The organism is Pseudoalteromonas sp. P1-25 (assembly GCF_001401805.1).
In the GTDB taxonomy this organism is placed as follows: Bacteria; Pseudomonadota; Gammaproteobacteria; order Enterobacterales; family Alteromonadaceae; genus Pseudoalteromonas.
In genome coordinates, this window is record NZ_LKDW01000002.1 from 93,111 (window position 1) to 109,526 (window position 16,416).

Genomic DNA, 16,416 nt, shown 5'->3' on the forward strand with positions numbered 1-16,416 from the left:
CTGGTAAATTGGGTAAAGTTACTAATGTCAGAACAAATTTCACTTCAAGCCGAGGTTCCTACCGAGTTAGGTGGTAAACGTCTAGACCAAGTATTAGCGCAATTGTTCCCTGATTATTCACGTTCACGTATAAAAACATGGATATTGGATGATAAAATCACCGTTGACGGTGAAATCTATAACACGCCGCGAGAAAAACTACTCGGAGGTGAAGTTGTAAATGTTGAAACCAGCATTGAAGCACCACGCGAATACGAAGCACAAGATATCAAATTAAACATTGTTTATGAAGATGACGATATTTTGGTTATCAACAAACCCATGGGCCTAGTCGTTCACCCTGGTGCAGGTAACCCAGATGGCACAGTGTTAAATGCATTGTTACATCATTTTCCGGATATTATTAACGTACCGCGTGCTGGTATTGTGCACCGTCTAGATAAAGACACCACAGGCTTAATGGTGGTGGCTAAAACTATTCAGGCGCAAACACATCTAGTTAAAGCACTGCAAAAACGTGAAAACTTTACGCGTGAATACGAAGCTCTATGTAATGGCACTATGACAGCAGGTGGCATGGTTGAAAAGCCGATTGGCCGCCATCCTACGCAGCGTACACACATGGCAGTTCACGAAATGGGTAAGCCTGCCATTACACATTACCGTGTTGCTGAAAAATTCCGTGCTCATACACGTTTACGCCTCCGCCTAGAAACCGGGCGTACACACCAAATTCGTGTTCATATGGCGTATATAAACCACCCGTTAATTGGTGATAGAGCCTACGGCGGCCGTCCTCGTCCACCTAAAGGTGCTACGCCAGAGCTATTTGAAATGTTACGTACATTTAATCGCCAAGCTTTACATGCAGTAAAATTAAGTATTGCGCACCCTATTACGGGAGAAATGATGACCTGGCAAGCGCCTATTCCAGATGACATGGTGGCAATGACTCAGGCGCTTAGAGAAGATACAAAAGCTAACCCTGACATAGAGTATTAATGACTTTTTTGTCAGCACCATGGCCTAATTTAACCTCGGTAGGTACGTGCAGTACCACCCGAGAAGGCGGCGTGTCAAAGCCGCCTTTTAACAGCTTAAATCTAGGCTTACATGTTGATGATACTCCAGAGCACGTGCTAAAAAACCGTGCTTTGGTAGAGCAATCCCTTCCAAAACCGGCACTTTGGCTTAATCAAGTGCACAGTGCTGATGTGCTCTGTGTTGATGCAGATTTTGACTTTCAAACATTACACACTGCTGATGCGTTGTATACCCAAGTTAAAAATCAGCCTCTTGCTATTATGAGTGCAGATTGCCTACCTATTTTGCTTGCAAGCCATGATGGCCGCGAAGTTGCAGCAGTGCATGGTGGTTGGCGTGGTCTCGAAAAAGGGATCATAAAAAATACGCTTGCCTGTTTTAGCGCGCCTAGTATGCAAATATATGCGTGGCTTGGGCCTGCTATTGGTGCTGAGCGATTTGAAGTTGGCGACGAGGTCGCTTCGCGGTTTATTGCAAAATCCCCGCTGTTTAAAGAGGCGTTTAAATTGCAAAGCAATAAAAAATATTTGTGCGACATTTACTTAATCGCTCGCATTGAACTTGAGCAATTAGGCGTTATAAATATTAGTGGAGGCGATTATTGTACTGTTTCTCAGCGGTCACTGTTTTTCTCTTATCGGCGAGAGGGCAAAACAGGGCGCATGGCAAGTTTGATCTGGCGCAAATAAACACTATTTCCCCACAATATTCATCTTAACACCTTGAACAATTCTATTAACATACCCATTTATTAAGCAATTAGTTTATTAAATAGGTAAACCCTCATGCGTCTAGATAGATTCACAAGTAAATTTCAATCTGCGCTTTCAGATGCTCAGTCGCTAGCATTAGGGCGCGATCATCAATTTATTGAACCTGTACATTTAATGTATGCGCTTTTACAGCAAAATGGCTCTAGTGTGCGTGCTTTGCTTGCTCAAGCAGGCGTGAGTGCGGATGAGCTCAACACCAAGCTTTCTCAAGAAATAGAAAAGCTGTTTAAAGTTGAAGGAGTAGGGGGCGACGTACAGCTTTCTAATAACATGGCTTCGCTTATTAACTTATGTGATAAGTACGCGCAAAAGCGCAAAGATAAGTATATTTCGAGCGAATTATTTGTATTAGCGGCCTGTGACGACAAAGGCCCTTTAGGTGATATTTTTAGAGCGCTTAATATTACCGCAACTAAAATAGAAAGCGCCATAAAAGCAATTCGCGGTGGCCAAAAGGTCGATGACCCTAACGCCGAAGAAACCCGACAAGCACTTGAAAAATACACCATTGATTTAACCGAGCGCGCAGAGCAAGGTAAGCTCGACCCCGTTATTGGGCGCGATGACGAAATTCGCCGCACTATTCAAGTTTTGCAGCGCCGTACCAAAAATAACCCCGTGCTTATTGGTGAGCCTGGAGTAGGTAAAACCGCCATTGCAGAGGGGTTAGCCCAGCGCATTATAAATGGGGAAGTGCCAGAGGGCCTAAAAAGTAAGCGTGTTTTATCGTTAGATTTAGGCGCGCTGGTGGCGGGTGCTAAATACCGCGGTGAATTTGAAGAGCGTTTAAAATCGGTGCTCAACGAACTGGCCAAAGAAGAAGGCCAAGTGATTTTGTTTATTGATGAAATTCATACCATGGTGGGCGCCGGTAAAACCGACGGCGCTATGGACGCTGGCAACATGTTAAAGCCAGCGCTGGCTCGAGGCGAGCTACACTGTGTGGGCGCCACTACGCTTGATGAGTACCGTCAATACATAGAAAAAGATGCTGCACTTGAGCGTCGTTTTCAAAAAGTATTGGTTGAAGAGCCCTCAGTTGAAGATACGATTGCCATTTTACGCGGCTTAAAAGAGCGCTATGAGTTACATCATTCGGTGGATATTACCGACCCGGCCATTGTTGCTGCTGCGCATTTATCGCATCGCTATATTAGCGACCGACAGTTACCCGACAAAGCCATTGATTTAATTGATGAGGCTGGCTCGTCAATTCGTCTGCAAATAGATTCAAAGCCTGAGTCTTTAGATAAGCTTGAGCGCCGTATTATTCAATTAAAACTTGAAGATAACGCTTTAGCCAAAGAAAAAGACGATGCAAGCCAAAAGCGGCGCAGCGAAATGCAGCAGCTTATTACCGATTTAGAAGCGCAATATCGAGAGCTTGATGAAGTATGGAATGCAGAAAAAGCTTCGTTACAAGGCACGCAAGTAATTAAAGCTGAGCTTGAACAAGCGCGCCTTGATTTAGAGGTTGCCCGCCGAGCAAGCGATTTACAGCGCATGTCGGAGCTGCAATACGGAAGAATACCAGAGCTTGAGCGAAAACTTGATTTAGCCTCGCAAGCTGAAATGCAAGAAATGAGCTTACTAAAAAACCAAGTAGGCGAAGACGAAATTGCAGAAATACTCTCTCGTTGGACTGGGATCCCAGTATCGCGCATGTTGCAAGGTGAGCGAGAAAAGCTGTTAAAAATGGAAGAGCAACTACACAGCAAAGTGATAGGGCAGGATGAGGCAGTTGTTGCAGTAGCAAATGCGATACGCCGCTCTCGTGCAGGGCTGGCCGATCCTAATCGGCCCATAGGTTCGTTTTTATTCTTAGGGCCAACTGGGGTGGGTAAAACAGAGCTTACTAAAGCGCTTGCAGGTTTTATGTTTGATACAGAAGATGCCATGGTGCGTATCGATATGTCTGAGTTTATGGAAAAACACGCTGTAGCACGTTTAGTGGGCGCACCTCCCGGTTATGTTGGTTACGAAGAAGGCGGCTATTTAACCGAAGCCGTTCGCCGTAAGCCTTACTCTGTCATTTTGCTTGACGAAATAGAAAAAGCGCATCCCGATGTATTTAATATTTTATTGCAAGTACTCGATGATGGCCGCCTTACTGATGGGCAAGGACGCACGGTTGATTTTAAAAATACGGTTATTATTATGACCTCAAATTTAGGCTCAGACATTATTCAAGAGCAAGCGGGCACAAACGACTACGCAACGCTTAAGAGCAAGGTTATGAATGTGCTCGTTAACGAATTTAGGCCAGAATTTATAAACCGTATTGATGAAACCGTCGTATTTCATCCACTTGCCAATGAGCATATTAAAGAAATTGCCGATATTCAGCTTGTTAAATTGCGTGAGCGTTTAACAGAAATGGGCTACTTATTAGAGATCAGTGATGCGGCGCTTGAAAAAATTGCCTCCAGCGGGTTCGACCCTGTTTACGGTGCTCGGCCATTAAAACGAGCTATTCAGCAAACAATCGAAAACCCACTGGCGCAGCAACTATTAGGGGGCGATTATAACCCTGGCGATATTGTTGTGATAGATGCAAACGAGCAAGGCCTGATTTTTTCAAAACGCTAATATAGGCGCACAATAAGCCGCCAAGCAGGCGGCTTATTGCTTTATACTTTAAATGTATAAAGCAAGTTGTTTACTTTTTGTGAGCCGGCAACTAATTCTGCGGCATCTTTAGCAACGTCAAAGCTCAACGCTAAGTTGTCGTTACTTACCTCTTTTATATTATCTACATTATTAGCAATATCATGGCTCACCATCTGCTGCTCCTCTGCAGCCGTTGATATACTGTTTGTAAGTAATGCTATTTCACTAATTTGATTGAATATACTATCGAGCTCATGGTGTGTTTGCTCGGTTGTTTGAACGCAGCTCTCTGCTTGAAGTCTTGTATTTTGCATTACCTTAGACCAATTAACTAACGTATCTTGGATATCCTTAATCGAGCTGTGAATTTGCCCTGTAGCAGTTTGCGTACGAGACGACAGTGCACGTACTTCATCGGCTACCACGGCGAAACCACGGCCATGCTCTGCAGCTCTTGCGGCTTCTATTGCTGCATTAAGTGCTAATAAATTGGTTTGCTCAGCAATGCCTTCAATCTCATTCATTACTTGGCCTATTTTATCCGCTTCTTGCGCGAGGTTATTTGCGGTATTAGCGGCGTGATCTACATGAGTAGCCAGCTCAGAGACCATTTTTTTGTTATCAACAATATGTTGTTTTATATCTGCGCAACTATGTTGAGTAGAGTTAACTTTATCGGCTGTATTTGTTGTACTAGTTGAAATATCACCAATCGTAGCGGTCATTTGCGCCATAGCGGTAGCGATTTGTTCAAGTTGTGTACTTTGTGCCTCAATCCCCTTTTCGGTGAGCGTCGATTTATCATCGAGGTTTTCAGCAATGTTATTAAAGGCATAGGTGGCATCTTTTACGCGCCCCAATACGGTTCTGAGCTTAGCAAGTAACATTTGCTCTTTATAGTCACTCACACTTAGCGGCGAGTTATCGCAAAAAACATAGCGCGAGATAGAGTCAGAATGCTGTTTATAGGCGTTTAATTTAGCAGGGGTTGCCACAAGCTCTTGATAATTTAAGGCTAAAATAAGCACGCAAATTAATACGTTGATAACTGCTGCCAAAATCGAAAAAGCAAATCCACTCATAATTACCCAACTAAATACAACAGCTAATGTAAGCATCTGGCGCAAGCTTGTGTGCTCTTTAAAATTAAAAGTGGCTTTACCGTTATTTAATTTCTCGTATAGTTTATGGGCTGTTAAAACATGTTTTTTATCTGGCTTTGTACGTACAGATTGATATCCAACTAATTGACTACCTTCAAAAATAGGTGTTACAAAAGCATCAACCCAGTAATACCGGCCATCCTTACAACGATTTTTGACTATCCCTCGCCATGAATGGCCACTTTTTAACGTACTCCACATTTCTTTAAATGCTGCTTTGGGCATATCAGGGTGGCGCACAATATTATGATTTTTACCAATGAGTTCCTGCTCACTAAAGCCTGCTACATCGCAAAATGCTTTATTTGAATAGGTAATAACTCCCCGTAAGTCGGTAGTAGAGACTAATTGTTGAGAATCACTAAAGTGGACTTCTTCATTTATTAAGCTTTGATTATGACGCATGTTAGTTTTAATCATCCTTTTTAATTAACTTGTTATTGTATTGGGTAAACTTAATGAGGTGAAGTAAAGGCAACGCACTGAATAATAATGTTACTAAAATTGCGACTTTTTATGATCTATATCAAATTTTGCGCTTAAAATATTAAGGCTTGTGAAGTCTAATCTAGTAATTAACGGTCTTTAGGCTTTAGTAAAGCGATTGTATAATAGTGTTAGCAGTGGCAAGATTAGCTAGCTGGTTGATGCTAATTGTATCGAGCGCATGCTCAATAGGGTAAATAGTTAACAATTTTGAAAAATTATATTGTTCTTAACAATTTAGTCTTGAGTATGGGCAATTAGCCCCCATAACCGTAAGATTAAGCCACGTGGCCGAGGAAGCATTTTTTGACTATACATGATTTATCTAGCGCGCTTAACGCGTTATCTACCACACCGCATCAGCAGGCAATTAAAGGGATCAAACGTGGCATTGAGCGAGAGTCGCTACGTATTAAAGGTAATGGTGCCATTTCCACTTTAGGGCATCCTAAAGGTGTAGGTAGTGCATTAACAAACGGGCACATTACTACTGACTTTTCAGAGTCATTACTTGAGTTTATTACCCCTGTTAGTGAATCTGCGACAGAAACTTTAGCACAATTAAAAGACCTTCAAAAATTTACACTTGAACACATGGGCGATGAGCTTTTATGGCCTATCAGTATGCCATGCTTTATTGAAGATCAAGATGATATAGTACTGGCTCAATTTGGTAGCTCAAATACCGCACGCATGAAAACGTTATACCGTGAAGGCTTAAAAAACCGTTACGGCAGTATGATGCAAGCAATTGCAGGTGTGCATTTTAATATTTCTTTCCCAGAGTCTTTTTGGCAGTCTTTACATACCCTAAAGCAAAGTGAGCAAAGCCTAGATGCATTTATTTCGGATGGTTATCTGGCGCTTATCCGTAATTTTAAGCGTGAGCTTTGGTTAATTAGCTACCTGTTTGGTGCCTCACCAGCCTTATGTAACTCTTTTTTACAAGGGCGAAAAACTGACTTACCATTTAAAAAACTAGGTAAAGGTACACTTTATTTAGAGGTAGGCACGGCACTTCGCTTGGGAGATTTAGGCTATACCAATAGCGCACAATCTTCATTACGCGTCATGTATAATTCGCTAGATGAGTACGTTGCTGGGCTTAAAGAGGCAATCAATACGCCTTCTGATTTATACGGTGATATTGATGATTACACCACGGCTACGCCTAAGCAACTTAACAAAAACATTCTTCAAATCGAAAACGAATTTTACTCGCCAATTCGCCCCAAACGTAATGCTAAAAGTGGTGAAAAACCAACGGATGCTTTATTAAGAGCCGGCATTGAATATGTTGAAATTAGAGCACTTGATGTAAATCCGTTTAGTGAAACCGGTATTGATATAGATCAAATACACTTTTTAGATGTCTTTTTGACGTACTGTTTATTAAAAGATTCGCCAGAAATGCTGTGGAAAGAGCAAGCCCGCAGCACAGAGAACTTAGATACAGTGGTTAATCAAGGACGTCAGTTAGGTGTTATGCTTAATGACAATAACCAACAGCGTACTTTGCAAAGTTGGGGGAAAGAGATTTTTGATCAATTAAGTGAAGTAGCTAAGTATATGGATAAGGCGTATGGGGTGACCTATTACAGAGAAACCATAGCAAAAATGGCTACCTGGGTTGATAACCCAATGCTGACTTTTTCGGGACGTTATGTATCTGAACTGGAAAATGCAGGTATAGATAATGGTGTGTTTGCTATTCAATTAGCTAATAAATATAAGCAAAGTCATGCAAAATCTAACTACAACGTATTTTCTAAGCAATGGCTTGAGCAACAAGTTGTTTCTTCAAATAAAGCGCGTGAAGAAATAGAGCGCGCCGATACGCTAAGCTTTACTGACTTTTTAGATGAATATTTTAATGCTAAAGCTGTTGTTTAAGCTTTTTTAAGCAAAAAAAACGCAGCCCAAGTGGGCTGCGTAAATATTCTTCAGGGATGAAACAATGCTATACTGCTGCATTCATATACTCAGACCCACACTTTTTTAAAAAGTTCAGTGAGATCGTATAAAAATGAAAAAAAATGCAATTATTTTATCTTTTGCCCTCTCTTTAGCAGGGTGTGCCACTGCGCCACCAAAGCAACCTAATGATCTTTGTAAAATTTTTGAAGAAAAGCCGGACTGGTACTTTGATGCAAAAGACGCACAAGAAAAGTGGGGTTCGCCTAAACATGTCCTTATGAGTATGATGTACCAAGAAAGCTCGTTTCGTCATGATGCTGCCCCTCCCATGGAATATTTTTTGTGGATTATCCCTACAGGGCGTGCCAGTGATGCTTACGGGTACTCACAAGCAAAAACCCCAACATGGTCTGATTATATTCGTGAAACGGGTAATAGCGGTGCTGATAGGGATGACTTTGATGATGCAATCGACTTTATGGCGTGGTTTGTTTATAAAACACATAAAGTAAATAAAATCTCTAAATGGGATGCTTATGCCCAATACTTAAATTATCACGAAGGGTGGGGCGGTTATAAACGCGGTACTTATAAAAAGAAAAAGTGGCTGATGAGTGTTGCCAATAAAGTTAAGCATCGGGCAAGTCGTTATGGTGCGCAGCTTAAACGGTGTGAAGACGAGCTAGATAAAGGTTGGTTTGAGCGACTGCTTTTTGGCTAACTACTTACCTTAAAAGCAAAAAAGGAGCCAAGGCTCCTTTTTTAACGCGCTATTTAAACTTATAACTTACGTTGATTAGGCTTAATTTTTACCTGTTTAATCATATTCTCTTTTACCTCTAACACTTCCACAGGGTAGCCGGCTATTTTAAGGCTTAAATTAGCATCTGGAATGTCTTCTAAGTATTCTACAATTAAACCGCTGAGTGTTTTAGGGCCATCAAGAGGAAATTCCCAGCCCATTTCTTTGTTAAGGTCGCGCACGTTAGCCCCGCCATCAACAAGGTAAGAGCCATCACTTTGTGTGGTTACCTCTTCACTGGGCGTACGTGTTTGTGTGGTCGTGAAATCGCCAACCACTTCTTCAAGAATATCTTCAAGGGTTACGAGACCTTGTATGTCGCCATATTCATCAACCACTATACCAATGCGCTCTTTCGATTGTTGGAACTTTAATAGCTGGGTATTTAGAGATGTTCCCTCGGGGATAAAGTAAATCTCACGGACCGCACGTAATAATGACGGTTTATCAAACTGCTCTTTGGTCAAAAGACGAAGAGCATCGCGCGAATGAATAAAACCGACGGCGTCATCGATATTATCGCGATAAAGTAATACACGGGTGTGCTGCGCATGAGTCAATTGACGGCTAATGATCTTCCAATCGTCGTTAATATCAATCGCTACTATTTCGTTACGCGGGATCATAATATCTTCAACGGTCACTTGTTCTAAGTCTAAAATAGACGTCAGCATGCTTTGGTGGCGAGCTGGAATCAATGCCCCCGATTCATTCAACACCGATTTTAGCTCTTCTTTGCTCATGCTATGTTCGTCAATTTGTTCAGCGCTAATGCCAAATAAACGTAACATTCCATTGGTCATCCAGTTAACAACAACCACAAAAGGGAATAGAATTTTAAGTAACCCTTTTAATACCACTGAGCTTGGAAAAGCGACTCTTTCAGGGTAGAGGGCAGCAAGGGTTTTAGGGGTCACTTCGGCAAAAATAAGCACAACGAGTGTAAGTACACCTGTGGCAATAGCGATACCTAAATCACCGTATAAACGAATACCTATAATAGTGGCAACTTGAGCTGCAGCAATATTTACAAGATTATTACCTATGAGGATCAAGCCAATGAGTCTATCAGGGCGACTCAGAAGTTTGTTGACGCGTTTGGCAGCGCGATGGTTTTCTTTAGCAAGGTGGCGCAGACGAATTCTGTTAATTGACATTATGCCCGTTTCAGAACCAGAAAAGTATGCAGAACATAAAATTAAAATACCGAGTATTATAAATAAGACACTCGTAGATATGCTGTCCAAAGAAGGATCCTTTTTTTATAAACCAATGCGTATTAAGCTAGAGTGAGCTGACAGAGTCAAGTTAAAACTTATTTAACACTACTTCTTGTACAAAACGGCTGCCAAAATAAGCAAGTGTGAGGATAAATGCGGCGACCATGATGGTAATAACCACAGGTTTACCTCGCCAGCCTTTTTTAATGTGACCAAGCGCAACAGTGATAAAAATAACCCATGCAACAAGTGATAAGACTGTTTTATGGATAAATTCTTTGGCGAACATGCCATCTAAAAATACAAATCCTGTCAGCAGTGCGAAGGTAAGGATAACCGTGCCTAAATTTAATAGTTGATAGAGCTGACGTTCCACCACCATTAAGGGCGGCAAATGGCTGTGCACAATTGCTAAATCTTTGCGCTTTAAACGTTTATCAATAAAGTAAAACTGCACGCCATATAAAGTGGCAATAATCAAAACGCAGTACGCTAATAATGACAGCGATATGTGTGCAATAAGCCCTATTTCAATACTTAAGCTTTGTAATAAAATGTGATGCGGAATAAACAAACTCGCAATGGTGAGTAAGGCTGCAAACCCATAAACGACCGGCAATAACAACGTAGCAGGGAACTTTAGCGAGACCGCAGTAACCGACACCACAATAACCCAACAGGTTAGCAGCGCTACATTCACAATACTCAAATCTTGCCCATCGGAGCGAAACACCGAATTAACCAACAACAGCATGTGCGCGAGTATTGCAACGGTACTTAAAATAACCGTTACCTTTTGGCTAGGGCCTTGTTGATGAAACAGGCGTGTTAACACATGAGACGTTGCTAACACATAAAATAAACTGGCAATAATAGTTAAACTAATAATTAGCATTATGCTTGGGCCACTTATAATTAGAGTCAAATAATTCTTGTTGTTATATACACATTGTATTTTATAGCAATGCAATTGCATAGACCTAAAAAAAGAAACTCAATAAGCTATGCTTCAATACTGTATTGTGCGCCCTCATTTACGGTATACTGTTTTTAATTGAAATTTAATACTATTGTGCCCATCTAATAAGTAAAATGCGAATAAGTATGAGCTTATTGGGTCAATATAAACGTCTTATCGGAACCGTTACATGTTTGAGAACCTCCAAGAACGATTAGGTAAAACCTTAAAAAATATTAGTGGCCGCGGCCGTTTAACAGAAGACAACATAAAAGATACGCTGCGTGAAGTACGTATGGCGTTTTTAGAAGCTGACGTTGCGTTGCCTGTTGTTCGCGAGTTTGTAAAGCAAGTCAAAGAACGTGCCGTAGGTGTTGAAGTAACTAAAAGCTTAAGCCCTGGCCAAGTATTTATAAAAATAGTACGCGAAGAGCTTGAAAAAGCGATGGGTGAGGCTAACGAAGAGCTTAGCCTAAATGCGCAGCCGCCAGCTGTTGTTATGATGGCGGGTCTTCAAGGTGCGGGTAAAACAACCAGTGTCGGTAAACTTGCTAAATTTTTAAAAGAGCGTAAGAAAAAGTCAGTACTAGTTGTGAGTGCTGATGTTTACCGCCCAGCGGCTATTAAGCAGCTTGAAACACTTGCCAGCGAAGTTGATGTAGATTTTTTCCCAAGTGATATTTCGCAAAAGCCAGTCGATATAGCCAGCGCAGCTATTTCATATGCTAAAAAGAAATTTATAGACGTTGTTTTAGTTGATACCGCCGGCCGTTTGCACGTAGATAACGAAATGATGGGCGAAATTAAAGACCTTCATAAAGCAATCAACCCAATAGAAACATTATTTGTGGTGGACGCAATGACGGGTCAAGATGCGGCGAATACCGCTAAAGCATTCGACGAAGCGCTCCCTCTAACCGGTGTTATTTTAACTAAAACAGATGGTGATGCACGTGGTGGTGCTGCTTTATCTATTCGTCATATTACCGGCAAGCCCATTAAATTTATGGGTGTGGGCGAGCGTACAGATGCATTAGAGCCGTTCCATCCAGATCGTATCGCATCGCGTATTTTAGGCATGGGTGATGTACTTTCATTAATCGAAGAAGTCGAAATGAAAGTCGATAAAGAAAAAGCGGCTAAGGTCGCTGAAAAAGTATTTAAAGGCAACGGCTTTACCCTTGATGATTTTGCAGAGCAATTAAAGCAAATGAAAAATATGGGTGGCATGATGTCGATGCTAGATAAGCTGCCTGGTATGCAAAACTTACCCGATGCTGTAAAAGGCCAAATGGGTGACAAAACCTTCATTCAAATGGAAGCCATCATCAGCTCTATGACCAAACAAGAGCGTGCCCGCCCTGAGATTATTAAAGGCTCTCGTAAAAAGCGTATTGCAGCAGGCTCTGGTACACAGGTACAAGAGATAAATAAACTGCTAAAACAGTTTACGCAAATGCAAAAAATGATGAAAAAAATGAAAGGTAAAGGCGGCATGCAAAAAATGATGCGCGGCATGAAAGGCATGTTACCACCTGGAATGATGGGTGGCGGTGGCCCTAAATTTTAATGAAGCGCTATTAATACTCGCTATATAATGTATAACAAAAGGGCCAATCGGCCCTTTTTTGTTGAATAAATTATGCGCGTAGTGCATGCTAATCTATTAATTGTGGCTCAGATCATAGTTTAACCTACTAAAGTGGCTTTTTGCTTCACTTCTTACTTGCATTGTTGCTAAAAACTCGTACAATTCCCCAGCTCCCCATACTGGGGAGTAAATCTTATTAATGAAAACAGTCAATCTATTTAGAGGACGGTATGGTAACTATTCGTTTGCAACGTGGTGGCGCTAAAAAACGCCCTTTCTATCAAATTGTGGTTGCGGATAGCCGTTTCTCGCGTGACGGTCGCTTCATCGAGAAAGTTGGTTTCTTTAACCCAATTGCTTCAGGTCAAGAAGAAAAACTTCGTTTAGATTTACCTCGTGTTGATCACTGGGTAGGTCAGGGCGCAGGTCTTTCTGATCGTGTAGCTAAGTTAGTTAAAGACGCTCGTAAAGCGGCTTAATAGGCGTAAGTGTAACCATGAGTCAAGAGAACACCTCATCAATTATTGTCGTAGGAAAGCTCGGTGCCCCATATGGTATAAAGGGCTGGCTTAAGGTACATTCATTTACTGATGATCCCCAAGGGATCTTCGATTTCAGCCCGTGGTTGATAGGGCAACAAGGTAAATGGCAGACCTTAGAAGTGGTCGACTGGCGTCGCCACAACAAAGGCTTTATCGCTAAGATTGCGCAAGTAAACGACAGAGACGAAGCAATGGCTTATACCCATGCAGAAATATCTGTTGATTCAGCGCAATTACCAGAACTCCCGCAAGGTGAGTTTTATTGGCGAGATCTCATCGGAATGACGGTTGTAACTGATAAAGGTTATAACTTGGGCATTGTTGATGACCTGATGGAGACAGGATCAAATGACGTCTTGGTTGTGAAAGCAAACAAGAAAGATGCATTTGGTCAAGCTGAGCGTTTGATTCCTTTTTTAACTGATTCAGTGATTAAAGACATTAAACACGAAGCGAGAGAAATTACCGTAGACTGGGACCCTGGGTTTTAATGACTCAAACTAGTTCATTGTGGGTTGGGGTGATAAGCCTTTTCCCTGACATGTTTGATGCAATTACACACCAAGGTGTAACCGGTCGCGCAGTGAAAAATGGCTTAATTGACTTTAACTGCTGGAATCCACGTGATTATGCTTTAGATAAGCATAGAACCGTAGATGATCGTCCTTACGGGGGCGGCCCAGGTATGTTAATGATGGTTGAACCACTAAAACAAGCCATTCTTGACGCTAAAAAAGCGGCAGGTGATGGCGCAAAAGTAATTTATATGTCCCCACAAGGGCGCAAATTGGATCAGCAAGGGGCAAGCGAGCTCGCAAACTCTGAAAAGCTGATTTTAATTGCCGGTCGCTATGAAGGTATAGACGAGAGAATAATAGAGTCATACGTTGACGAAGAATGGTCAATTGGTGATTTTATTTTGAGTGGTGGTGAACTACCTGCCATGACATTAATTGACGCAGTAGCGCGATTAGTGCCTGGTGTGCTAGGGCATAACCAATCAGCAGAGCAAGACTCATTTTCGGATGGCTTGTTAGATTGCCCTCACTATACACGGCCAGAAACATTGGACGACAAACAGGTGCCCGCTGTATTACTCAGTGGAAACCACCAAGAGATAGCAAAGTGGCGGCTTAAGCAGTCATTAGGTAGAACTTGGCTACGACGTCCTGACTTGTTGCATAACCTAGCTCTGACTGAGGAGCAAGCGGTATTACTCGCACAATTTCAGCAAGAGTACCAAAAAGCTTGTGGCTAGAAGACAGTTACACCTAGGAAAGTGAGAAACATAATGGCAAAAGTAAACCAAAATATTATTAAAGCGCTTGAAGAAGAGCAGCTTAAAACAGACGTACCAGCATTCGGCGCTGGTGATACAGTAGTTGTACAGGTACGTGTAAAAGAAGGTAACAAAGAGCGTCTACAGGCCTTTGAAGGTGTTGTAATCGCTAAGCGTAATCGTGGTCTTCACTCAGCATTCACAGTTCGTAAAATTTCGAGCGGTGAAGGTGTTGAGCGTGTATTCCAAACGCACAGCCCTCTTATTGATAGCGTAACAGTTAAGCGTCGCGGTGCGGTTCGTCGTGCTAAGCTTTACTACCTACGTGAGCGTTCTGGTAAATCTGCACGTATTAGAGAAAAACTTAACTAATACGCGCTGTTTATCAACGCAAAGAAAACGGGTTGCAATCTTAGGATTGCAACCCGTTTTGGTTTCAAGTATTAAATAACATACTATTTCTTCACAAAAGCATCCCTCTGTATTAATACAAATTCGCATCGATACTTAATCATTTTGTGGGGCTCAACGTATCGCTTCCTACGTAAAAAAATTCTGACTTAGAACAACTAAATAGCGATTTTTTATCTAGTTATGAACACGTTTTTCCAGCCTCAAAATTAATCACTTAATTAAACGAATTGGTTTGGGGAAATTTCACCCGCATTACTATATTAGCCTTTTCACTCATACTTGATCCTGTTAGTATTTAACGTATTGATTAGTTTACTTAAATGTAAACTTTAATTTACGAAATGAGTTATTTATAGGTGGAATGAGAAACGTGGCTGAATTAAGTGATTTATCACAATTACGAGATGGCATAGATGAATGCGATGCGCAATTAGTTGCTTTACTTGCAAAGCGAAATGCAATTACCCAAAAAATTGGGGCTATTAAGCAGCAAAGTGGTGCTCCTCTGCATGCCCCTGAAAGAGAAGCTGCTTTGTTAGCTGCTCGTCGTGATGAAGCGATTAAGCAAGGAGTCAGCCCTGAACTAGTTGAAGACATATTAAGGCGCATGATGCGCGAAGCCTATCAAAACCAACAAGCTAAACTTGCTTGCGCAGCTCCTAATTTATCACCTATTGTGATTGTCGGTGGGCAAGGGGCTATGGGCCAGTTATTTGCTCAGCAGTTTATTCGTTCAGGTTATGAAGTTAAAATTTTAGATAAAGATCAGCAAAGCGAGGCTAAAGCCATTATAGCTGGCGCAAAGTTAGTGATGATCAGTGTGCCTATTAACGCACTTGAGACCGTGGTGGCTAAGCTACCTAAACTTGATGATGATTGTTTGCTTGTTGATATTACCTCTGTTAAGCAATCACCCATTAAGGCACTAAAGGCAGCACACTCTGGGCCCGTTGTTGGCTTACACCCTATGTTTGGCCCTGATATTTCTCACTGGGTTAAACAAACCGTTGTTGTGTGTGAAGGCCGCGCGCATGATGCGGCAAAAGGCTTACTACAGCAGTTGCAAGTATGGGGTTGCCAACTAGTTGAGCTAGATGCTAAAAAGCATGATGAAGCAATGCAAATAATACAAGTAATGCGCCACTTAACGACGTTTGTTTATGGGCAATTTTTAGCAAAGCAAAGCCATACGCTTGAGGAGCTAAGAAGTTGCTCATCTCCTATTTACCAGTTAGAGCTGATGATGGTAGGGCGCTTATTTGCGCAATCTCCTGAGCTATACTCAGATATAATGTTGGCCCAGTTTGATAATGTTGAGAGTTTATTAGCGCAGTATCAAGAGACCTTTGCACAAACTCTTGAAAAGTTAAAAGCGGGAGATAAAGGGGCACTCATCGATGCATTTGCTGATGCTAAAGCGTATTTTTCAGACTCTACTGCGCACTTTTTAACACAAAGCCGTAGTCTGCTAAATAAAGCAAATGACGCCAAGGTATTAGATTAATACCAATTCGCATTAATACTTAATCATTTTCAGGGGCTAAACGTGTCGCTATCTACGTTAAAAAATTCTCATTTACGACTGCATGGATGCAGAAGGTAGAGCAATGCAGGAGC

At 41.7% G+C, this 16,416-nt stretch carries 14 protein-coding genes; 11 read left to right on the plus strand and 3 right to left on the minus strand.

Going from position 1 to position 16,416, the window contains the following annotated elements:
• Positions 1 to 24: 24 nt before the first annotated feature.
• From rluD to clpB, 3 genes are all read left to right on the plus strand, one after another.
• Complete coding sequence (gene rluD / locus AN393_RS02025) at positions 25 to 1,002, plus strand: 23S rRNA pseudouridine(1911/1915/1917) synthase RluD (protein WP_055014044.1); 978 nt, start codon at positions 25 to 27, stop codon at positions 1,000 to 1,002.
• The gene (gene pgeF, locus AN393_RS02030; RefSeq protein WP_055014043.1) at positions 1,002 to 1,733 is read left to right on the plus strand and encodes a peptidoglycan editing factor PgeF; all 732 of its coding nucleotides are present in this window, start codon (positions 1,002 to 1,004) and stop codon (positions 1,731 to 1,733) included. Before rluD ends, pgeF begins: the two co-directional genes overlap by 1 nt.
• Positions 1,734 to 1,829: 96 nt before the next feature.
• Complete coding sequence (gene clpB, locus AN393_RS02035; RefSeq protein ID WP_055017178.1) at positions 1,830 to 4,406, plus strand: ATP-dependent chaperone ClpB; 2,577 nt, start codon at positions 1,830 to 1,832, stop codon at positions 4,404 to 4,406.
• Between the two features lie 41 nt (positions 4,407 to 4,447).
• Here clpB and AN393_RS02040 read toward each other — a convergent pair whose 3' ends face one another.
• A complete protein-coding gene (locus tag AN393_RS02040) occupies positions 4,448 to 5,995 on the minus strand; it encodes a methyl-accepting chemotaxis protein (protein ID WP_055017179.1) in 1,548 nt (515 codons plus the stop codon).
• Between the two features lie 387 nt (positions 5,996 to 6,382).
• On the opposite strand from AN393_RS02040, the gene gshA reads away from it, so the two are divergent.
• On the plus strand, positions 6,383 to 7,969 hold the full coding sequence (gshA, locus tag AN393_RS02045) for a glutamate--cysteine ligase (RefSeq protein ID WP_055017180.1): 1,587 nt from the start codon (positions 6,383 to 6,385) through the stop codon (positions 7,967 to 7,969).
• A gap of 133 nt (positions 7,970 to 8,102) precedes the next feature.
• On the plus strand, positions 8,103 to 8,714 hold the full coding sequence (locus AN393_RS02050; protein WP_055014039.1) for a transglycosylase SLT domain-containing protein: 612 nt from the start codon (positions 8,103 to 8,105) through the stop codon (positions 8,712 to 8,714).
• 59 nt (positions 8,715 to 8,773) lie between these two features.
• On the opposite strand, the gene AN393_RS02055 is transcribed toward AN393_RS02050, so the two are convergent.
• Entirely contained in the window at positions 8,774 to 10,042 is a 1,269-nt protein-coding gene (locus AN393_RS02055) for an HlyC/CorC family transporter (protein WP_138540798.1), read from the minus strand.
• Between the two features lie 61 nt (positions 10,043 to 10,103).
• The gene (locus AN393_RS02060; RefSeq protein WP_055014038.1) at positions 10,104 to 10,910 is read right to left on the minus strand and encodes an inner membrane protein YpjD; all 807 of its coding nucleotides are present in this window, start codon (positions 10,908 to 10,910) and stop codon (positions 10,104 to 10,106) included.
• Between the two features lie 253 nt (positions 10,911 to 11,163).
• Here AN393_RS02060 and ffh point away from each other — a divergent pair, with 253 nt between their 5' ends.
• The 6 genes from ffh to tyrA all read left to right on the plus strand — a co-directional run bounded on the left by ffh (position 11,164) and on the right by tyrA (position 16,303).
• Positions 11,164 to 12,543 carry a signal recognition particle protein gene (gene ffh / locus AN393_RS02065; RefSeq protein ID WP_055017181.1) on the plus strand — a complete coding sequence of 460 codons (1,380 nt, stop codon included), beginning with the start codon at positions 11,164 to 11,166 and terminating at the stop codon, positions 12,541 to 12,543.
• Between the two features lie 251 nt (positions 12,544 to 12,794).
• Positions 12,795 to 13,043 carry a 30S ribosomal protein S16 gene (gene rpsP / locus AN393_RS02070; protein ID WP_055014036.1) on the plus strand — a complete coding sequence of 83 codons (249 nt, stop codon included), beginning with the start codon at positions 12,795 to 12,797 and terminating at the stop codon, positions 13,041 to 13,043.
• A 17-nt stretch (positions 13,044 to 13,060) separates the two neighbouring features.
• Complete coding sequence (gene rimM / locus AN393_RS02075; RefSeq protein WP_055014035.1) at positions 13,061 to 13,597, plus strand: ribosome maturation factor RimM; 537 nt, start codon at positions 13,061 to 13,063, stop codon at positions 13,595 to 13,597.
• Positions 13,597 to 14,364 carry a tRNA (guanosine(37)-N1)-methyltransferase TrmD gene (gene trmD, locus AN393_RS02080; protein WP_004587325.1) on the plus strand — a complete coding sequence of 256 codons (768 nt, stop codon included), beginning with the start codon at positions 13,597 to 13,599 and terminating at the stop codon, positions 14,362 to 14,364. Before rimM ends, trmD begins: the two co-directional genes overlap by 1 nt.
• A gap of 33 nt (positions 14,365 to 14,397) precedes the next feature.
• A complete protein-coding gene (rplS, locus tag AN393_RS02085) occupies positions 14,398 to 14,757 on the plus strand; it encodes a 50S ribosomal protein L19 (protein ID WP_004587324.1) in 360 nt (119 codons plus the stop codon).
• A 412-nt stretch (positions 14,758 to 15,169) separates the two neighbouring features.
• The gene (tyrA, locus tag AN393_RS02090) at positions 15,170 to 16,303 is read left to right on the plus strand and encodes a bifunctional chorismate mutase/prephenate dehydrogenase (RefSeq protein WP_055017287.1); all 1,134 of its coding nucleotides are present in this window, start codon (positions 15,170 to 15,172) and stop codon (positions 16,301 to 16,303) included.
• The last annotated feature ends 113 nt before the right edge of the window (positions 16,304 to 16,416 follow it).

What these genes read in the sequence shown, in the direction of transcription:
- rluD (WP_055014044.1), top strand. Translation starts at nt 25, where the DNA reads ATGTCAGAACAAATTTCACTTCAAGCCGAGGTTCCTACCGAGTTAGGT.
- pgeF (WP_055014043.1), top strand. Translation starts at nt 1,002, where the DNA reads ATGACTTTTTTGTCAGCACCATGGCCTAATTTAACCTCGGTAGGTACG.
- clpB (WP_055017178.1), top strand. Translation starts at nt 1,830, where the DNA reads ATGCGTCTAGATAGATTCACAAGTAAATTTCAATCTGCGCTTTCAGAT.
- AN393_RS02040 (WP_055017179.1), bottom strand. Translation starts at nt 5,995, where the DNA reads ATGCGTCATAATCAAAGCTTAATAAATGAAGAAGTCCACTTTAGTGAT.
- AN393_RS02050 (WP_055014039.1), top strand. Translation starts at nt 8,103, where the DNA reads ATGAAAAAAAATGCAATTATTTTATCTTTTGCCCTCTCTTTAGCAGGG.
- AN393_RS02060 (WP_055014038.1), bottom strand. Translation starts at nt 10,910, where the DNA reads ATGCTAATTATTAGTTTAACTATTATTGCCAGTTTATTTTATGTGTTA.
- ffh (WP_055017181.1), top strand. Translation starts at nt 11,164, where the DNA reads ATGTTTGAGAACCTCCAAGAACGATTAGGTAAAACCTTAAAAAATATT.
- rpsP (WP_055014036.1), top strand. Translation starts at nt 12,795, where the DNA reads ATGGTAACTATTCGTTTGCAACGTGGTGGCGCTAAAAAACGCCCTTTC.
- rimM (WP_055014035.1), top strand. Translation starts at nt 13,061, where the DNA reads ATGAGTCAAGAGAACACCTCATCAATTATTGTCGTAGGAAAGCTCGGT.
- trmD (WP_004587325.1), top strand. Translation starts at nt 13,597, where the DNA reads ATGACTCAAACTAGTTCATTGTGGGTTGGGGTGATAAGCCTTTTCCCT.
- rplS (WP_004587324.1), top strand. Translation starts at nt 14,398, where the DNA reads ATGGCAAAAGTAAACCAAAATATTATTAAAGCGCTTGAAGAAGAGCAG.